17 protein-coding genes are annotated in these 12,142 nt (G+C 61.4%); 15 read left to right on the top strand and 2 right to left on the bottom strand.

Annotation, left to right across the window (positions count from 1 at the left end; genetic code table 11):
- Nucleotides 1-3: 3 nt before the first annotated feature.
- Nucleotides 4-348 carry a DUF6867 family protein gene (locus GHK62_RS15710; protein ID WP_153440094.1) on the top strand — a complete coding sequence of 115 codons (345 nt, stop codon included), beginning with the start codon at nt 4-6 and terminating at the stop codon, nt 346-348.
- A 113-nt stretch (nt 349-461) separates the two neighbouring features.
- The gene (locus tag GHK62_RS15705; RefSeq protein ID WP_153440093.1) at nt 462-1,580 is read left to right on the top strand and encodes a branched-chain amino acid ABC transporter substrate-binding protein; all 1,119 of its coding nucleotides are present in this window, start codon (nt 462-464) and stop codon (nt 1,578-1,580) included.
- A gap of 209 nt (nt 1,581-1,789) precedes the next feature.
- Here the strand turns inward: GHK62_RS15705 and GHK62_RS15700 are convergent, their stop codons facing one another.
- Nucleotides 1,790-2,242 carry a MarR family winged helix-turn-helix transcriptional regulator gene (locus tag GHK62_RS15700; protein ID WP_167528266.1) on the bottom strand — a complete coding sequence of 151 codons (453 nt, stop codon included), beginning with the start codon at nt 2,240-2,242 and terminating at the stop codon, nt 1,790-1,792.
- A 218-nt stretch (nt 2,243-2,460) separates the two neighbouring features.
- Here GHK62_RS15700 and GHK62_RS15695 point away from each other — a divergent pair, with 218 nt between their 5' ends.
- The 13 genes from GHK62_RS15695 (at nt 2,461) to ureG (ending at nt 11,292) form a co-directional block, all read left to right on the top strand.
- Nucleotides 2,461-3,456 (top strand): alpha/beta fold hydrolase, encoded by a 996-nt coding sequence (locus tag GHK62_RS15695; RefSeq protein WP_153440092.1) that lies wholly within the window; start codon nt 2,461-2,463, stop codon nt 3,454-3,456.
- A 222-nt stretch (nt 3,457-3,678) separates the two neighbouring features.
- Nucleotides 3,679-4,512 carry an urease accessory protein UreD gene (locus tag GHK62_RS15690; RefSeq protein WP_153440091.1) on the top strand — a complete coding sequence of 278 codons (834 nt, stop codon included), beginning with the start codon at nt 3,679-3,681 and terminating at the stop codon, nt 4,510-4,512.
- Between the two features lie 25 nt (nt 4,513-4,537).
- Entirely contained in the window at nt 4,538-4,840 is a 303-nt protein-coding gene (locus tag GHK62_RS15685) for an urease subunit gamma (RefSeq protein WP_153440090.1), read from the top strand.
- Between the two features lie 40 nt (nt 4,841-4,880).
- Nucleotides 4,881-5,135, top strand: coding sequence for a DUF1272 domain-containing protein (locus GHK62_RS15680; protein ID WP_153440089.1), 255 nt, complete (start codon nt 4,881-4,883; stop codon nt 5,133-5,135).
- 14 nt (nt 5,136-5,149) lie between these two features.
- The gene (locus GHK62_RS15675; protein WP_153440088.1) at nt 5,150-5,455 is read left to right on the top strand and encodes an urease subunit beta; all 306 of its coding nucleotides are present in this window, start codon (nt 5,150-5,152) and stop codon (nt 5,453-5,455) included.
- The gene (locus GHK62_RS15670; protein ID WP_153440087.1) at nt 5,452-5,874 is read left to right on the top strand and encodes a lysozyme inhibitor LprI family protein; all 423 of its coding nucleotides are present in this window, start codon (nt 5,452-5,454) and stop codon (nt 5,872-5,874) included. Before GHK62_RS15675 ends, GHK62_RS15670 begins: the two co-directional genes overlap by 4 nt.
- Before the next feature lie 21 nt (nt 5,875-5,895).
- Nucleotides 5,896-6,525: a Urease operon accessory protein gene (locus tag GHK62_RS15665; RefSeq protein WP_153440125.1), complete on the top strand. Its 630-nt coding sequence runs from the start codon at nt 5,896-5,898 to the stop codon at nt 6,523-6,525.
- 3 nt (nt 6,526-6,528) lie between these two features.
- Nucleotides 6,529-8,241, top strand: a complete 1,713-nt coding sequence (ureC, locus tag GHK62_RS15660) for an urease subunit alpha (protein ID WP_153440086.1) — start codon at nt 6,529-6,531, stop codon at nt 8,239-8,241.
- 197 nt (nt 8,242-8,438) lie between these two features.
- Nucleotides 8,439-8,978 (top strand): peroxiredoxin, encoded by a 540-nt coding sequence (locus tag GHK62_RS15655; protein WP_153440085.1) that lies wholly within the window; start codon nt 8,439-8,441, stop codon nt 8,976-8,978.
- 156 nt (nt 8,979-9,134) lie between these two features.
- On the top strand, nt 9,135-9,431 hold the full coding sequence (locus GHK62_RS15650; RefSeq protein WP_153440084.1) for a putative quinol monooxygenase: 297 nt from the start codon (nt 9,135-9,137) through the stop codon (nt 9,429-9,431).
- A 1-nt stretch (nt 9,432) separates the two neighbouring features.
- Entirely contained in the window at nt 9,433-9,921 is a 489-nt protein-coding gene (gene ureE, locus GHK62_RS15645; protein ID WP_184108859.1) for an urease accessory protein UreE, read from the top strand.
- Entirely contained in the window at nt 9,914-10,585 is a 672-nt protein-coding gene (locus GHK62_RS15640; protein WP_153440124.1) for an urease accessory protein UreF, read from the top strand. The genes ureE and GHK62_RS15640 overlap by 8 nt, the downstream gene beginning before the upstream one ends.
- A 95-nt stretch (nt 10,586-10,680) precedes the next feature.
- Nucleotides 10,681-11,292, top strand: coding sequence for an urease accessory protein UreG (gene ureG / locus GHK62_RS15635; RefSeq protein ID WP_153440083.1), 612 nt, complete (start codon nt 10,681-10,683; stop codon nt 11,290-11,292).
- A 68-nt stretch (nt 11,293-11,360) separates the two neighbouring features.
- Here the strand turns inward: ureG and GHK62_RS15630 are convergent, their stop codons facing one another.
- Nucleotides 11,361-12,041, bottom strand: a complete 681-nt coding sequence (locus GHK62_RS15630; RefSeq protein WP_153440082.1) for a Crp/Fnr family transcriptional regulator — start codon at nt 12,039-12,041, stop codon at nt 11,361-11,363.
- Nucleotides 12,042-12,142: the final 101 nt, after the last annotated feature.

The following is a 12,142-nucleotide window of genomic DNA, read 5'->3' as shown; positions in this document are numbered from 1 at the left end:
GACATGCAGGGAATTCTTTACGAAGAAACGTCGATCTGGCAGTTCATCTTCATCACCTGTGTGCTGGGTGGCTGGACCGCCTGGCGGACGGGCAAGAGCGTCGCCGATACCTGGCATAACTTTCCGCGGCTGCTGCTCTACGTGGCGCTGCTCGGTTGGGCTATCCGCTTCATTCATCACGCTCTTTTCGGCGGAACGATGTTCAGCCTGCAGTACTATATCGTGGACACGATCGTGCTTTTGTTGTTTGCTACTGCCGGTTTCCGATACTACCGGACCAGGCAAATGACCAATAACTACTACTGGCTCTACGAGAAGGCCTCGCCCTTCTTCTGGAAAGCCAAATAAGGGAACAGCGCGTGCCGGTCGATTGCGGCCGGTGCGAAAGAACACCGGCGCAATTAAGGTGGGCATTGCGCAGGCTTGGAAACGAGACCCGCTCGAATATTGGGAGTAACAAGATGAAAAAGTCTCTTCTGTCGGCCGTTGCGCTGACGGCAATGGTCGCCTTTAGCGGCTCTGCGTGGGCTGATGTTGTGGTCGGCATTGCCGGCCCGTTGACCGGCCCGAATGCTGCGTTCGGTGCGCAGCTCCAGAAAGGTGCGGAACAGGCGGCTGCCGATCTCAACGCTGCAGGCGGCATCAATGGTGAACAGATCAAGGTCGTGCTCGGCGACGACGTGTCGGATGCCAAGCAGGGCGTTTCGGTCGCCAACAAGTTCGTTGCAGACGGCGTGAAGTTCGTCGTCGGCCACTTCAACTCTGGCGTGTCCATCCCGGCTTCGGAAATCTACGCCGAAAACGGCATCCTGCAGGTCACGCCGGCCTCCACCAACCCGCAGTTCACTGAGCGCGGCCTGTGGAACACGTTCCGCACTTGCGGTCGCGACGACCAGCAGGGTGCGGTTGCCGGTGCCTACCTCGCCGCCAACTTCAAGGACGCGAAGATCGCCGTTGTTCACGACAAGACCCCCTATGGTCAGGGCCTTGCCGATGAAACCAAGAAGGCAATGAACGAGGCCGGCCTCACCGAAGCGCTCTACGAAGGTATCAACACGGGCGACAAGGACTTCTCCGCTCTGATCGCGAAGATGAAGCAAGCCGGTGTTTCCATCGTCTATTACGGCGGTCTGCACACGGAAGCTGGCCTGATCATGCGCCAGATGAAGGACCAGGGCCTGAAGGCAACGATGATGTCGGGTGACGGCATCGTCTCGAACGAACTGGCCTCGATCGCTGGTGACGCCGTTGACGGCACGCTGATGACCTTCTCGCCGGATCCGCGCAAGAATCCGAATGCCAAGGAGCTCGTCGAGAAGTTCCGTAACGCCGGCTTCGAACCGGAAGCCTACACGCTCTATGCCTATGCGGCTCTTCAGGTCATCGCTGAAGGCGCGAAGGCTGCCGGCGGCAACGATCCGCAGGCCGTTGCGGAAGCCATCAAGGCCAAGGGTCCGTTCAAGACCGCAATCGGCGAACTCGGCTACGACGAAAAGGGTGACATCACCCGCCCGGACTACGTCATGTACACCTGGAAGAAGGGTGACGACGGCAAGTACAGCTACTTCCAGAACGAATAGTCGTCATTTCATTCCGCTTTTGGAAAGACCCGGCGTGAAGGCGCCGGGTCTTTTGTTTTGTGATAGCAGTCCACGTGTACCGACCGCGCAGCCCGTCTGATCAGGCGTGCAAGGACGCTGTGGCACTGAATTGCCGCATGTATCCTCAAATCGGCTACGATCAAGGACACATGCAGCAGCGATGCGCATGCTTTCGCCCCTGGCGGCGCTTATCTCAGCAGCGACGTACGCAGCGTCGTGATCTCCTGCTTGAGCCGGGCAAGTTCCCCCGGTTTCATCCCCGTCGCGCTGACAATGCCATGCGGTACCTTCTCGGCCTTTTCCCGCAAGGCGCGGCCGCTGTCGGTCAATTTCACGCGCACTTGTCGTTCGTCGGCCTGGTCTCGTACCCGCGATATGTAGCCCATGCCTTCGAGCCGCTTCAGCATGGGTGTGAGCGTGCTCGATTCCAGAAAAAGCCTTTCGCCCAAACTGCCGACGGTCTGATCGTCCTTTTCCCACAGGACGATCATCACGAGATATTGCGGATAGGTGAGGTCTAACTCATCGAGCAGCGGCTTGTAGACGCGCGTGAAGGCGTGGTTTGTCGAATAGATCGCGAAGCACAGAAAATTGTCGAGTTTCATCAGGTCTTCGTGAGAGGGGCTGTCTGCCTTGGTCATTGTTCCAACTCAGATTTGATCAATAGGATAAAATATATCGTTCGCGATCTAATCGCAAGGTACTGACACGTTGAATTCATCCCGCTAAACATCGTGCACGATTTAATTGATGACAATGTAACGCCGAATCGTGGCGAAACGTTTGTGAAGATTTAAATCGTGCACGATTTAGTCGTGAGATCTAAAGCAGGCTGCACGATGGAACAAGGAGTAATTCCATGACAAGCACACCGGCAAGCGTAACCACGAACGGCCTCTCTCGGAGAGGCGTGCTGGCTGGCACTCTGGGTGCCGCTGCGGCAGTATCTGCTGTCCGCCCGGCTTCGGCGGGAGGCGCCGCGAATGCAACCACCACCACAACCAGCGAAGGAGCAAGGACCATGGGCAGCAGGATCGTCACCCGCGACGGCGTCGAAATCTATTACAAGGACTGGGGTCCGAAGGACGGTCCGGTCGTCGTGCTCAGCCACGGCTGGCCGCTGTCGTCCGACAGCTGGGAGGCCCAAGCCTTCCATCTCGCCAACAACGGCTTCCGCGTCATCACCCATGACCGCCGCGGTCATGGCCGCTCCAGTCAGCCCTGGGACGGCAACGACATGGACCACTATGCCGACGATCTCGCCGAACTGATCGAAAAACTGGATCTTTCCGGCATCTTCCTCGCCGGCTTCTCGACCGGCGGCGGCGAGATCTCCCGCTATATCGGCCGCCACGGCACCAAGCGCGTCGCCAAGGCCGGGCTGATCTCGGCGGTGCCGCCGTTGATGGTCAAGACCGACAAGAACCCCGGCGGACTGCCGAAGGAGGTGTTCGACAATCTCCAGGCGGCAAGCGTCGCCGACCGCTCGCAGCTCTACAAGGACATCGCCTCCGGGCCGTTCTTCGGCTTCAACCGGCCGGGCGCCAAGGTTTCGCAAGGCATGATCGACAGCTTTTGGCTGCAGGGCATGATGGGCGGCCACAAGAACACTCACGACTCGATCGTCGCCTTCTCGCAGACCGATTTCACCGAGGACCTGAAGAAGTTCGATGTGCCGACCCTGATCATCCATGGCGACGACGACCAGATCGTGCCGATCGATGCCGCGGGGCGGGCCTCGAAGAAACTCATTCCGCATGCGGTGCTGAAGGCCTATCCCGGCGCCCCGCACGGCATCACCGAAACCCACAAGGACCAGCTCAACCAGGACCTGCTTGAGTTCGCGAGGTCGTAATTCCTGAACGAAAGAGAAGGGGGCGCCCGAGTGGCGCCCTTTTTCTCGTCGACAACCTTCTTCGTCGCTTGCAAACCGCCGACAGGGGGCTCAGGGAGTAAGCGCCTTGCGTGGTCAAGCGCGGATTCTCCTTGCGAAACAATGTCTTGACTTTGGAGCTCGGCTCGCGGACGATGCCACCATCGGTGCATGCCGTCTTGCAAAAATTTCCAACGGCCTTTCATGAATGATGCAGCAATCATCGCTCCGCAGCGGGCGTGGGGAAAAGGGCGGCTCGTTGCCAAATGCCGGAACGGCCGTACGGCTATTGCCGAGCTCTATCAGGAAGGCTGCGCCAAGATCCGTTTTCCAAAGACCTTTGATGCGTCGATCGAAGCGGTGCTGATTAATTCGTCGGGAGGAATCACCGGCGGCGACCGGATGGCTTGGGCGTTCGAGGCGGGCGAGGGCACCTCGCTTACGTTGACGACGCAGGCCTGCGAGAAGATCTACAAGGCGAGTGCGGGAACGGCCGATATCTCGGCGCGGATCCTTGTTGCTGGCGGAAGCCGGGTCGATTGGCTTCCGCAGGAAACCATCCTCTTCGATCGCGCATCCCTGGCGCGGTCACTGGACGTCGAGCTTGCCGGAGACGCAACCTTTCTGGCGGTCGAGGCGGTTCTTCTCGGCCGCAAGGCGATGGGTGAGGTGGTGCAGGCTGGTCTCTTTCGCGACCGCTGGCGGGTGAGAAGTGACGGCCGGCTGCTGCATGCGGAGAACCTGGCGCTTGCCGAGGATATTGCCGCACTTGCGGGGCGTTCCGCGGTGCTCGGCGGCGCGGCAGCTTTTGCGACATTGCTCTATGTCGGGTGGGATTGCGAAGTGATGCTTTCGCGGCTGCGAGGCGCGCTCGGCAGCTATGCGGCCGCCGGTGTCAGCCATGTTCATGTTGCCGGTCGCGACAAGCTGGTTGCCCGCGTAGCGGCGACCGACGGCTTCGCGCTCAGAAAAATTCTCGTCCCGCTTATTTCGCACTTGCGTAACGATGCGTCTGTGCCGAAAGTCTGGACTCTTTGATCCACAATCCACTGGACGGCGACGCATGAATCTTACTCCGCGCGAAAAAGACAAGCTGTTGATTTCCATGGCGGCGATGGTCGCTCGCCGGAGGCTGGAGCGGGGCGTGAAGCTCAATCATCCGGAGGCGATCGCCCTCATTACCGATTTCGTCGTCGAAGGTGCGCGCGACGGGCGCTCCGTGGCCGAACTGATGGAAGCCGGCGCGCATGTGCTGACCCGCGACCAGGTCATGGATGGGATCCCCGAAATGATCCATGACATCCAGATCGAGGCGACCTTTCCGGATGGCACGAAGCTTGTGACGGTCCACGAACCGATCCGCTAGAGCGGGATACGGGACCCGCCGTCAACGTTGAGGGACAATCATGCTGAGTCTACGCCCGAACTGCGAATGTTGTGATCGCGACCTGCCGCCCGAGAGCCGGGAGGCCATGATCTGCACGTTCGAATGCACCTTCTGTGCCAACTGTGCCGAGGAGAGGCTCGGTGGCATCTGCCCGAATTGCAGCGGCGAGCTGGTCCGACGGCCGATCCGCCCGGCTGCCATGCTTGCGAAATATCCGGCGTCGACGGAGCGCGTGTTGAAGCCGCAAGGCTGCGCGCGCGGCCAGGCGGCCTGAATGAGGAGAGGGACATGATTCCTGGCGAAATCATCGCAGCCGAAGGCGAGATCGAACTGAACGTTGGTTTCGAAACGGTCACCATCGAGGTTTCCAATTCCGGCGACCGTCCTGTGCAGGTGGGGAGCCACTATCACTTCGCCGAGACGAATCCGGGCCTGATCTTCGATCGTGACGCGGCCCGCGGCAAGCGGCTCGACATTCCGGCGGGCACGGCCGTGCGCTTCGAGCCAGGCCAGACGAGGCAGGTGACGCTGATCCCGCTTTCGGGCAAGCGCGAGGTGTTCGGCTTCCGCCAGGCGATCATGGGAAAGCTATGAGGATCTTCGCGCCACTTTCCGGCTTGCTTCTGCTGTCAACGGTTTCGGCAGCAGCGCAGGAGCAGCCAACGGTCGATTGCCAGAATGCCGTAACGCAGATGGACATGAATATCTGCGCCGGCCAGGACTATGACAGAGCCGACGCGGACCTGAACAAAATCTACAAGCAAGCGATCGCTGCCATGAAGGCGATGGATAAGGAACTCGGCGAAATCGATGCCGCCTATGTCGGGGCCGAAGAGGCATTGAAGAAGGCGCAGCGGGCCTGGATCGGATACCGCGACGGGCAGTGCGAACTGGCCGGTTTCGAGGCGCGCGGCGGGTCGATGGAGCCGATGCTGGTTTCCGGCTGTCTTGCCGAACTGACCCGCAAGCGAACCGGCGAATTGAAGCAACTCCTCGAACCGAGCGGAAACTGACCGTTGAGCGGCCGTATCATTATGATCGTTGGCAATGGCGACGTGCCGCAAGGCGCGGCGGCCGCTATTGACGCTGCCGATCTCGTCATCCGCTTCAACGATTGCCGCTCCGTCGGCAAGGGCGGCACAAGGACCGATATCGTCGCGGTCTGCAACACCGGTCGCCCTGCGCTTTCGATGCTCGGCGGCGGCCGGTGGAAGACCAGCGACGCCGTGCGGCAGGCGCGCGAGATATGGAGCGTCCGTTCTGGCGCAAAGTTTGCCGCATTGCGGGCGGAGCTCGCGAAGACGCACCCGGATCTCGACGATTTCTGCGACGATTACACGGCGGGCTTCGAAGCTTTCGCACATGCGACAGGCCGACGCCATCGGATGATTCCGGTGGAAACGCACGAGCGGCTCGATCGCGATCTCGCCCGGTTTGCGTCGGCGCCCTATGTCGTGCCGTCGAGCGGCCTGGTGGTGATCGCCGACGTCCTCTCCGAATTCGTCCAGCCCGGAGACGACGTGGTGCTTGCCGGCTTCGGCCACAGCGGCTGGGAATGGCATCCCTTTGCGGCGGAGCGCCGCTACGTTGACGCACTCGTCGCCGAAGGCCGCCTGCGCCGCCTTGGTCAACCCCAACCTTCAGACTTTTCCCAAGGAGCCTGATCCATGCCCTACAAGATGTCGCGCGCGGCCTACGCCAACATGTTCGGTCCGACGGTGGGTGACAAGGTGCGCCTTGCGGATACCGAACTCTTCATCGAAGTCGAGAAGGATTTCACCGCCTATGGCGAAGAGGTGAAGTTCGGCGGCGGCAAGGTTATCCGCGACGGCATGGGGCAAAGCCAGGTCACGCGCGAGGGCGGCGCGGTCGACACCGTGATCACCAACGCGCTGATCGTCGACCATTGGGGAATCGTAAAGGCGGACATCGGCCTCAAGGACGGGCGGATCGCGGCGATCGGCAAGGCCGGCAATCCGGACACGCAGCCGGGTGTCACCATCATCGTCGGCCCGGGTACGGAAGTTATCGCCGGCGAAGGCAAGATCGTCACGGCCGGCGGCATGGACAGCCATATTCACTTCATCTGCCCGCAGCAGATCGAGGAAGCGCTGATGAGTGGCCTCACCTGCATGCTCGGCGGCGGCACCGGCCCGGCGCACGGCACGCTCGCAACGACCTGCACGCCGGGCCCCTGGCACATCGCCCGGATGATCGAGGCGGCTGATGCATTCCCCATGAACCTCGCCTTCGCCGGCAAGGGCAATGCGTCGCTCCCCGGCGCGCTTGTGGAAATGGTGCTCGGCGGCGCCACCTCGCTGAAGCTGCACGAGGATTGGGGCACGACGCCGGCGGCGATCGACTGCTGCCTCTCGGTTGCCGACGAATATGACGTGCAGGTGATGATCCACACCGACACGCTGAACGAGAGCGGCTTCGTCGAGGATACGATCGCCGCGATCAAGGGCCGGACGATCCATGCCTTCCATACGGAAGGGGCAGGCGGCGGCCATGCACCGGATATCATCAAGATCTGCGGTCAGCCGAACGTGATCCCGTCCTCGACCAATCCGACGCGGCCCTACACGCTCAACACGTTGGCAGAGCATCTCGACATGCTGATGGTCTGTCACCACCTGTCGCCGTCCATCCCGGAGGACATCGCCTTTGCCGAAAGCCGTATCCGCAAGGAGACGATCGCGGCTGAGGACATCCTGCACGACATCGGCGCCTTTTCGATCATCTCGTCCGACAGCCAGGCCATGGGCCGCGTCGGCGAAGTGGCCATCCGCACCTGGCAGACGGCCGACAAGATGAAGCGCCAGCGCGGACGGATGAAGGAAGAGACCGGCGACAACGACAACTTCCGGGTCAAGCGCTACGTCGCCAAATACACGATCAACCCGGCGATCGCCCATGGCCTCAGTCATGAGATCGGTTCGCTCGAAGTCGGCAAGCGCGCCGACCTTGTCATCTGGAACCCGGCGTTCTTCGGCGTGAAGCCCGACATGGTGCTGCTCGGTGGCTCGATCGCCGCGGCGCCTATGGGCGACCCCAATGCCTCGATCCCGACGCCGCAGCCGGTCCACTACCGGCCGATGTTCGGAGCCTATGGCCGAAACCGGACCAACTCCTCGGTCACCTTCGTCTCACAGGCGTCGCTCGATGCGGGGCTTGCAGGCAGGCTTGGTGTCGCCAAGGAACTCGTCGCCGTCCAGAACACCCGCGGCGGCATCGGCAAGGCGTCGATGATCCACAACAGCCTCACGCCGCATATCGAAGTCGACCCGGAGACCTACGAGGTCCGCGCCGATGGCGAGCTCTTGACCTGCGAGCCGGCGACGGTTCTGCCGATGGCGCAGCGGTATTTCCTGTTCTAGGCGGGCCGCCTTCGGAGAGAGCGAAACAGAAAGCCATGCGGTCAGCGCATGGCAGCCATGCGGAGCCCCCGAAATCGCCGCTTTGATGCTGCACCGCAGCGCAATCTCCGATAGGAAAGTGTTCTCACTTTCCGGCCGGCTCGCGCTTTCCTCCCAAGACTGATCGCGGCCGGCAGCTTGCCCTGAAGGAGATGATTATGCTCGGCAGAAAAGTTCCCGCTGTAACCTTCCGCACTCGCGTCCGCGACGAAGCCGTCGGCGGCTCCAATCCGTTCCGCTGGCAGGATGTTTCGTCGGACGACTATTTCGCCGGCAAGCGCGTCGTGCTGTTTTCGCTCCCGGGTGCCTTCACCCCGACCTGCTCGACCTATCAGCTTCCAGATTTCGAAAAGCTCGCCGCTGAGTTCCGCGCCGAAGGCATCGACGAGATCTACTGTGTCTCGGTCAACGATGCCTTCGTGATGAACGCCTGGGGCAAGTCGCAGAACCTCGAAAACGTCAAGCTGATCCCGGATGGTTCGGGCGAGTTCACCCGCAAGATGGGCATGCTGGTTGCCAAGGACAATCTCGGCTTCGGCATGCGCTCCTGGCGCTATGCCGCGGTCATCAACAACGGCATCGTCGAGCAGTGGTTCGAAGAGGAAGGCTACTCCGACAATTGCGACAGCGACCCCTACGGCGTTTCTGCGCCGCAGAACATTCTCGCCGCGCTGAAGTCGCAGAAGATCGCCGCCTGATCCGGTTGCGAAGGCCTGTCCCTCTCAAGAGGTGAAGGGCTGAAGACGACTGAAGGCCCCGGCTCAGGCAGGCTGCGTGCAAGTAGTTGCTTTCCGCATTCCTGCTGGCGCTGGGGCCTTTTCTTGTTACATTGGTGCCGGAGAGGGCGAGGATCGATGGTCTACGTTATCGCATATCTGAAGGCACATGCGGGTAGGGGCGATGACGTCGTCGCCCTGGCGGCACCGCTGATCGAGGCCACCCGCGAGGAAACGGGCTGCATCAGCTACGATCTCTACCGCAAGCCCGCGGAGCCGGACACGCTGGTTTTCGTCGAGAACTGGAAAGACCGGGCGGCCGTGGATGCGCATTTCGCCGAGCCGCACCTGAAGGCCTTTGAGGCGGCAATGGCGGATCTCCTGGCGGACGTTCGCATCGAGGTCGTACACCCGGAAAGGATAGAGGTGATCTGACGTGCCTTATCGCTCGACCGAAGTTCTGTCGCCAGGCCCCGCGGACAAGGTGCCGCTTCACAGTGTGACGCTCGACCATGACGAGCGCCATCTGCGGCGCAAGCTGCTCCATCTCGAAAACGACGATGTGGTTATGCTCGACCTCAAGCAGCCGGTGATGCTCGCCGATGGCGATCTCCTGGTGCTGGAAGGAGGCGAGTACATTCGGATCAAGGCCGCCGACGAGGCGCTTTACGAGGTTCGCGCGCGGGACCGCCTGCATCTCATCGAGCTTGCCTGGCATCTCGGCAACCGACATCTTCCGGTGGCGGTCGCGGAGGCGCGGATCCTGATCGCCCGCGATCCCGTCATCCGCGTAATGCTCGAAGGCTTGGGCGCCACCGTCAACGAAGTGACCGAGCCCTTCCAACCGTTGCGCGGCGCTTATGGTGGCGGGCACGGCCACGGCAACCACGGTCATGGCGGTCACCACCACCACGAGCATGGCTGACCAGGCCGACATGCAGGCACTCCTGCGCCTTGTCACCTGGCTGTCACCCGCCTTTCCGGTCGGTTCCTTCGCCTATTCCGGGGGGCTGGAGCAGGCTGTTGCCGATGGCCTCGTGACCAATGCCGAAGAGCTGTGGCTTTGGCTGGAAACGCTGCTGACGCGCGGTGCCATCTGGAACGACGCCCTTCTCCTGGCCGAAAGTTATGAGGGGTATGACGATCTGCGGCGATTGAAGGCGGCGAGCGAACTGGCCGAAGCGATGGCGGCTTCGTCGGAGAGGCACATGGAAACCGTGCGGCAGGGCGAGGCGTTTCTGGCCGCCGCGCGCAACTGGCCAAGCGACGTATTCGAACTGCTCGGACAAGTGGTGGCATATCCGGTGGCGGTCGGCGCCGTGGCGGGTGCGCATCGCACGGGATTGCGGCCCGTCCTTGCTGCCTATCTCGGCGCTGTGGCCTCGAACGCTGTTTCGGCTGCCATTCGCTGCGGTGTCATCGGTCAGCGCGATGGCGTCGGTGTGCTGGCCCGTCTCGAAAACACGATTGCCGCTATCGCCGATCGCGCCGCGCAAGCATCGCTGGACGAGCTTGGCTCGGCGACGATCATGGCCGATATTTCGTCGCTGAGACACGAGACGCTCTATACGCGGCTGTTCCGCTCCTAGATCACGATGATTTTGGGCGGGATGCGGGCGGAAAACCGCGGACACTTTTCCTTATCCCGCTCTAACGGGCGGCCGAATTCTGAAAGGACAAGCAGATGTCATCGAAAAACGGTCCCCTTCGCGTTGGCATCGGCGGCCCGGTTGGTTCCGGCAAGACGGCGCTGACCGACAAGCTGTGCAAGGCGATGCGGGAGAAATATTCCGTCGCGGTCGTCACCAATGACATCTACACCAAGGAAGACGCCGAAGCGCTGGTGCGGATGCAGGCGCTGCCGTCGGAACGGATCATCGGCGTCGAGACCGGCGGTTGCCCGCATACGGCGATACGTGAGGATGCGTCGATCAATCTGCAGGCGATCGCCGATCTCAATCGCCGGATTCCAGATCTCGACGTCGTCTTCATCGAATCGGGCGGCGACAATCTGGCGGCGACCTTTTCTCCCGATCTCGCCGACCTGACAATCTACGTGATCTCCGTCTGCCAGGGCGAGGAGATTCCGCGCAAGGGCGGGCCGGGGATCACCAAGTCCGATCTCCTCGTGATCAACAAGAAGGACCTCGCACCCTATGTGGGGGCCAATCTCGACGTGATGGAACGGGATGCGGAGCGGATGCGCATGGCAAAGCCGTTCGTGTTTTCGGACATGAAGCGCGGCGACGGCATTGACCGGATCGTGGAATTCTTGACGGTGGAAGGCGGGCTCTAACGCCGGGCTCGATGCGGATTTCGGCTACTGCATGTTTCTTCAAATCGTAGCCGATTTGACGATGAAACTCAGAAACGCTCCAGCGCCTGCCGGTCGCGGATTTCGATCACGCGGCCTTTGACGATGACGCCTGAGTGGCGAAGCGTCGAGAAGGCGCGCGACAGAGCCTCCGGCGCGAGGCCGAGCTTGCCCGCAAGCACGTTCTTCTGGAACGGTAGGCGGAAGGAGAAGCTGCTCAGGCCGTCCGGACAATGGCTGAGGATATAGCTCGCGACCCGCTGAGGCGCGGTGAGCAGTCGGTCCTCGGCAAGGCAGTCTTCCGTCATCTTGCCATGACGGCAGAGGAGTTCGATCAGCGCCTGGGCGACATCGGTGTTTTCCGCGGCGAGTTGGCGAAGCTTGTGGCTTTCGAACCGCGCGACGATCGAAGGCTCCACTGCCTGCGCATTGGCAGTCGCGCGGTGTTCCAGAAACATGGCGTTTGCGCCGAAGATCTCGCCCTTTGGCAATACGGCAATGTCGGCTTCGCGACCGTCCTTGCCCAAGCGGTAGAGACGGACGAGACCTGAGAGCACGAAGAAGAAGTGATCGATCGGCTCGTCCTGACGAAACAGGATATCGTGTTCCTCGTGCGTGGAAACGATTGCGCCCTCGAGGATCGCCTCTGCCGTCGGCCGCGGCAGTCTCGCGAAAAAATGCGAATCGAGAAGAACGGTTCTATCGGTCGAGGTCAGTCGCAAGGTCTTCATCCGTGCCATTCCCGAATTGGATCGAACCGATCCTAATCGGTCATCGAAAGATGCGAATTGACCCCGATCAAATAACTTTCACAAAAAGGCCCGCGCATGAC

This window comes from Sinorhizobium terangae, from assembly GCF_009601505.1.
In the GTDB taxonomy this organism is placed as follows: domain Bacteria; phylum Pseudomonadota; class Alphaproteobacteria; order Rhizobiales; family Rhizobiaceae; genus Sinorhizobium; species Sinorhizobium terangae.
The sequence above is the reverse complement of the archived record's forward strand: the minus strand, read 5'-3'. Positions and strand labels throughout refer to the sequence as shown.

What these genes read in the sequence shown, in the direction of transcription:
- GHK62_RS15710 (WP_153440094.1), top strand. Translation starts at nt 4, where the DNA reads ATGCAGGGAATTCTTTACGAAGAAACGTCGATCTGGCAGTTCATCTTC.
- GHK62_RS15705 (WP_153440093.1), top strand. Translation starts at nt 462, where the DNA reads ATGAAAAAGTCTCTTCTGTCGGCCGTTGCGCTGACGGCAATGGTCGCC.
- GHK62_RS15700 (WP_167528266.1), bottom strand. Translation starts at nt 2,242, where the DNA reads ATGACCAAGGCAGACAGCCCCTCTCACGAAGACCTGATGAAACTCGAC.
- GHK62_RS15695 (WP_153440092.1), top strand. Translation starts at nt 2,461, where the DNA reads ATGACAAGCACACCGGCAAGCGTAACCACGAACGGCCTCTCTCGGAGA.
- GHK62_RS15690 (WP_153440091.1), top strand. Translation starts at nt 3,679, where the DNA reads ATGAATGATGCAGCAATCATCGCTCCGCAGCGGGCGTGGGGAAAAGGG.
- GHK62_RS15685 (WP_153440090.1), top strand. Translation starts at nt 4,538, where the DNA reads ATGAATCTTACTCCGCGCGAAAAAGACAAGCTGTTGATTTCCATGGCG.
- GHK62_RS15680 (WP_153440089.1), top strand. Translation starts at nt 4,881, where the DNA reads ATGCTGAGTCTACGCCCGAACTGCGAATGTTGTGATCGCGACCTGCCG.
- GHK62_RS15675 (WP_153440088.1), top strand. Translation starts at nt 5,150, where the DNA reads ATGATTCCTGGCGAAATCATCGCAGCCGAAGGCGAGATCGAACTGAAC.
- GHK62_RS15670 (WP_153440087.1), top strand. Translation starts at nt 5,452, where the DNA reads ATGAGGATCTTCGCGCCACTTTCCGGCTTGCTTCTGCTGTCAACGGTT.
- GHK62_RS15665 (WP_153440125.1), top strand. Translation starts at nt 5,896, where the DNA reads ATGATCGTTGGCAATGGCGACGTGCCGCAAGGCGCGGCGGCCGCTATT.
- ureC (WP_153440086.1), top strand. Translation starts at nt 6,529, where the DNA reads ATGCCCTACAAGATGTCGCGCGCGGCCTACGCCAACATGTTCGGTCCG.
- GHK62_RS15655 (WP_153440085.1), top strand. Translation starts at nt 8,439, where the DNA reads ATGCTCGGCAGAAAAGTTCCCGCTGTAACCTTCCGCACTCGCGTCCGC.
- GHK62_RS15650 (WP_153440084.1), top strand. Translation starts at nt 9,135, where the DNA reads ATGGTCTACGTTATCGCATATCTGAAGGCACATGCGGGTAGGGGCGAT.
- GHK62_RS15640 (WP_153440124.1), top strand. Translation starts at nt 9,914, where the DNA reads ATGGCTGACCAGGCCGACATGCAGGCACTCCTGCGCCTTGTCACCTGG.
- ureG (WP_153440083.1), top strand. Translation starts at nt 10,681, where the DNA reads ATGTCATCGAAAAACGGTCCCCTTCGCGTTGGCATCGGCGGCCCGGTT.
- GHK62_RS15630 (WP_153440082.1), bottom strand. Translation starts at nt 12,041, where the DNA reads ATGAAGACCTTGCGACTGACCTCGACCGATAGAACCGTTCTTCTCGAT.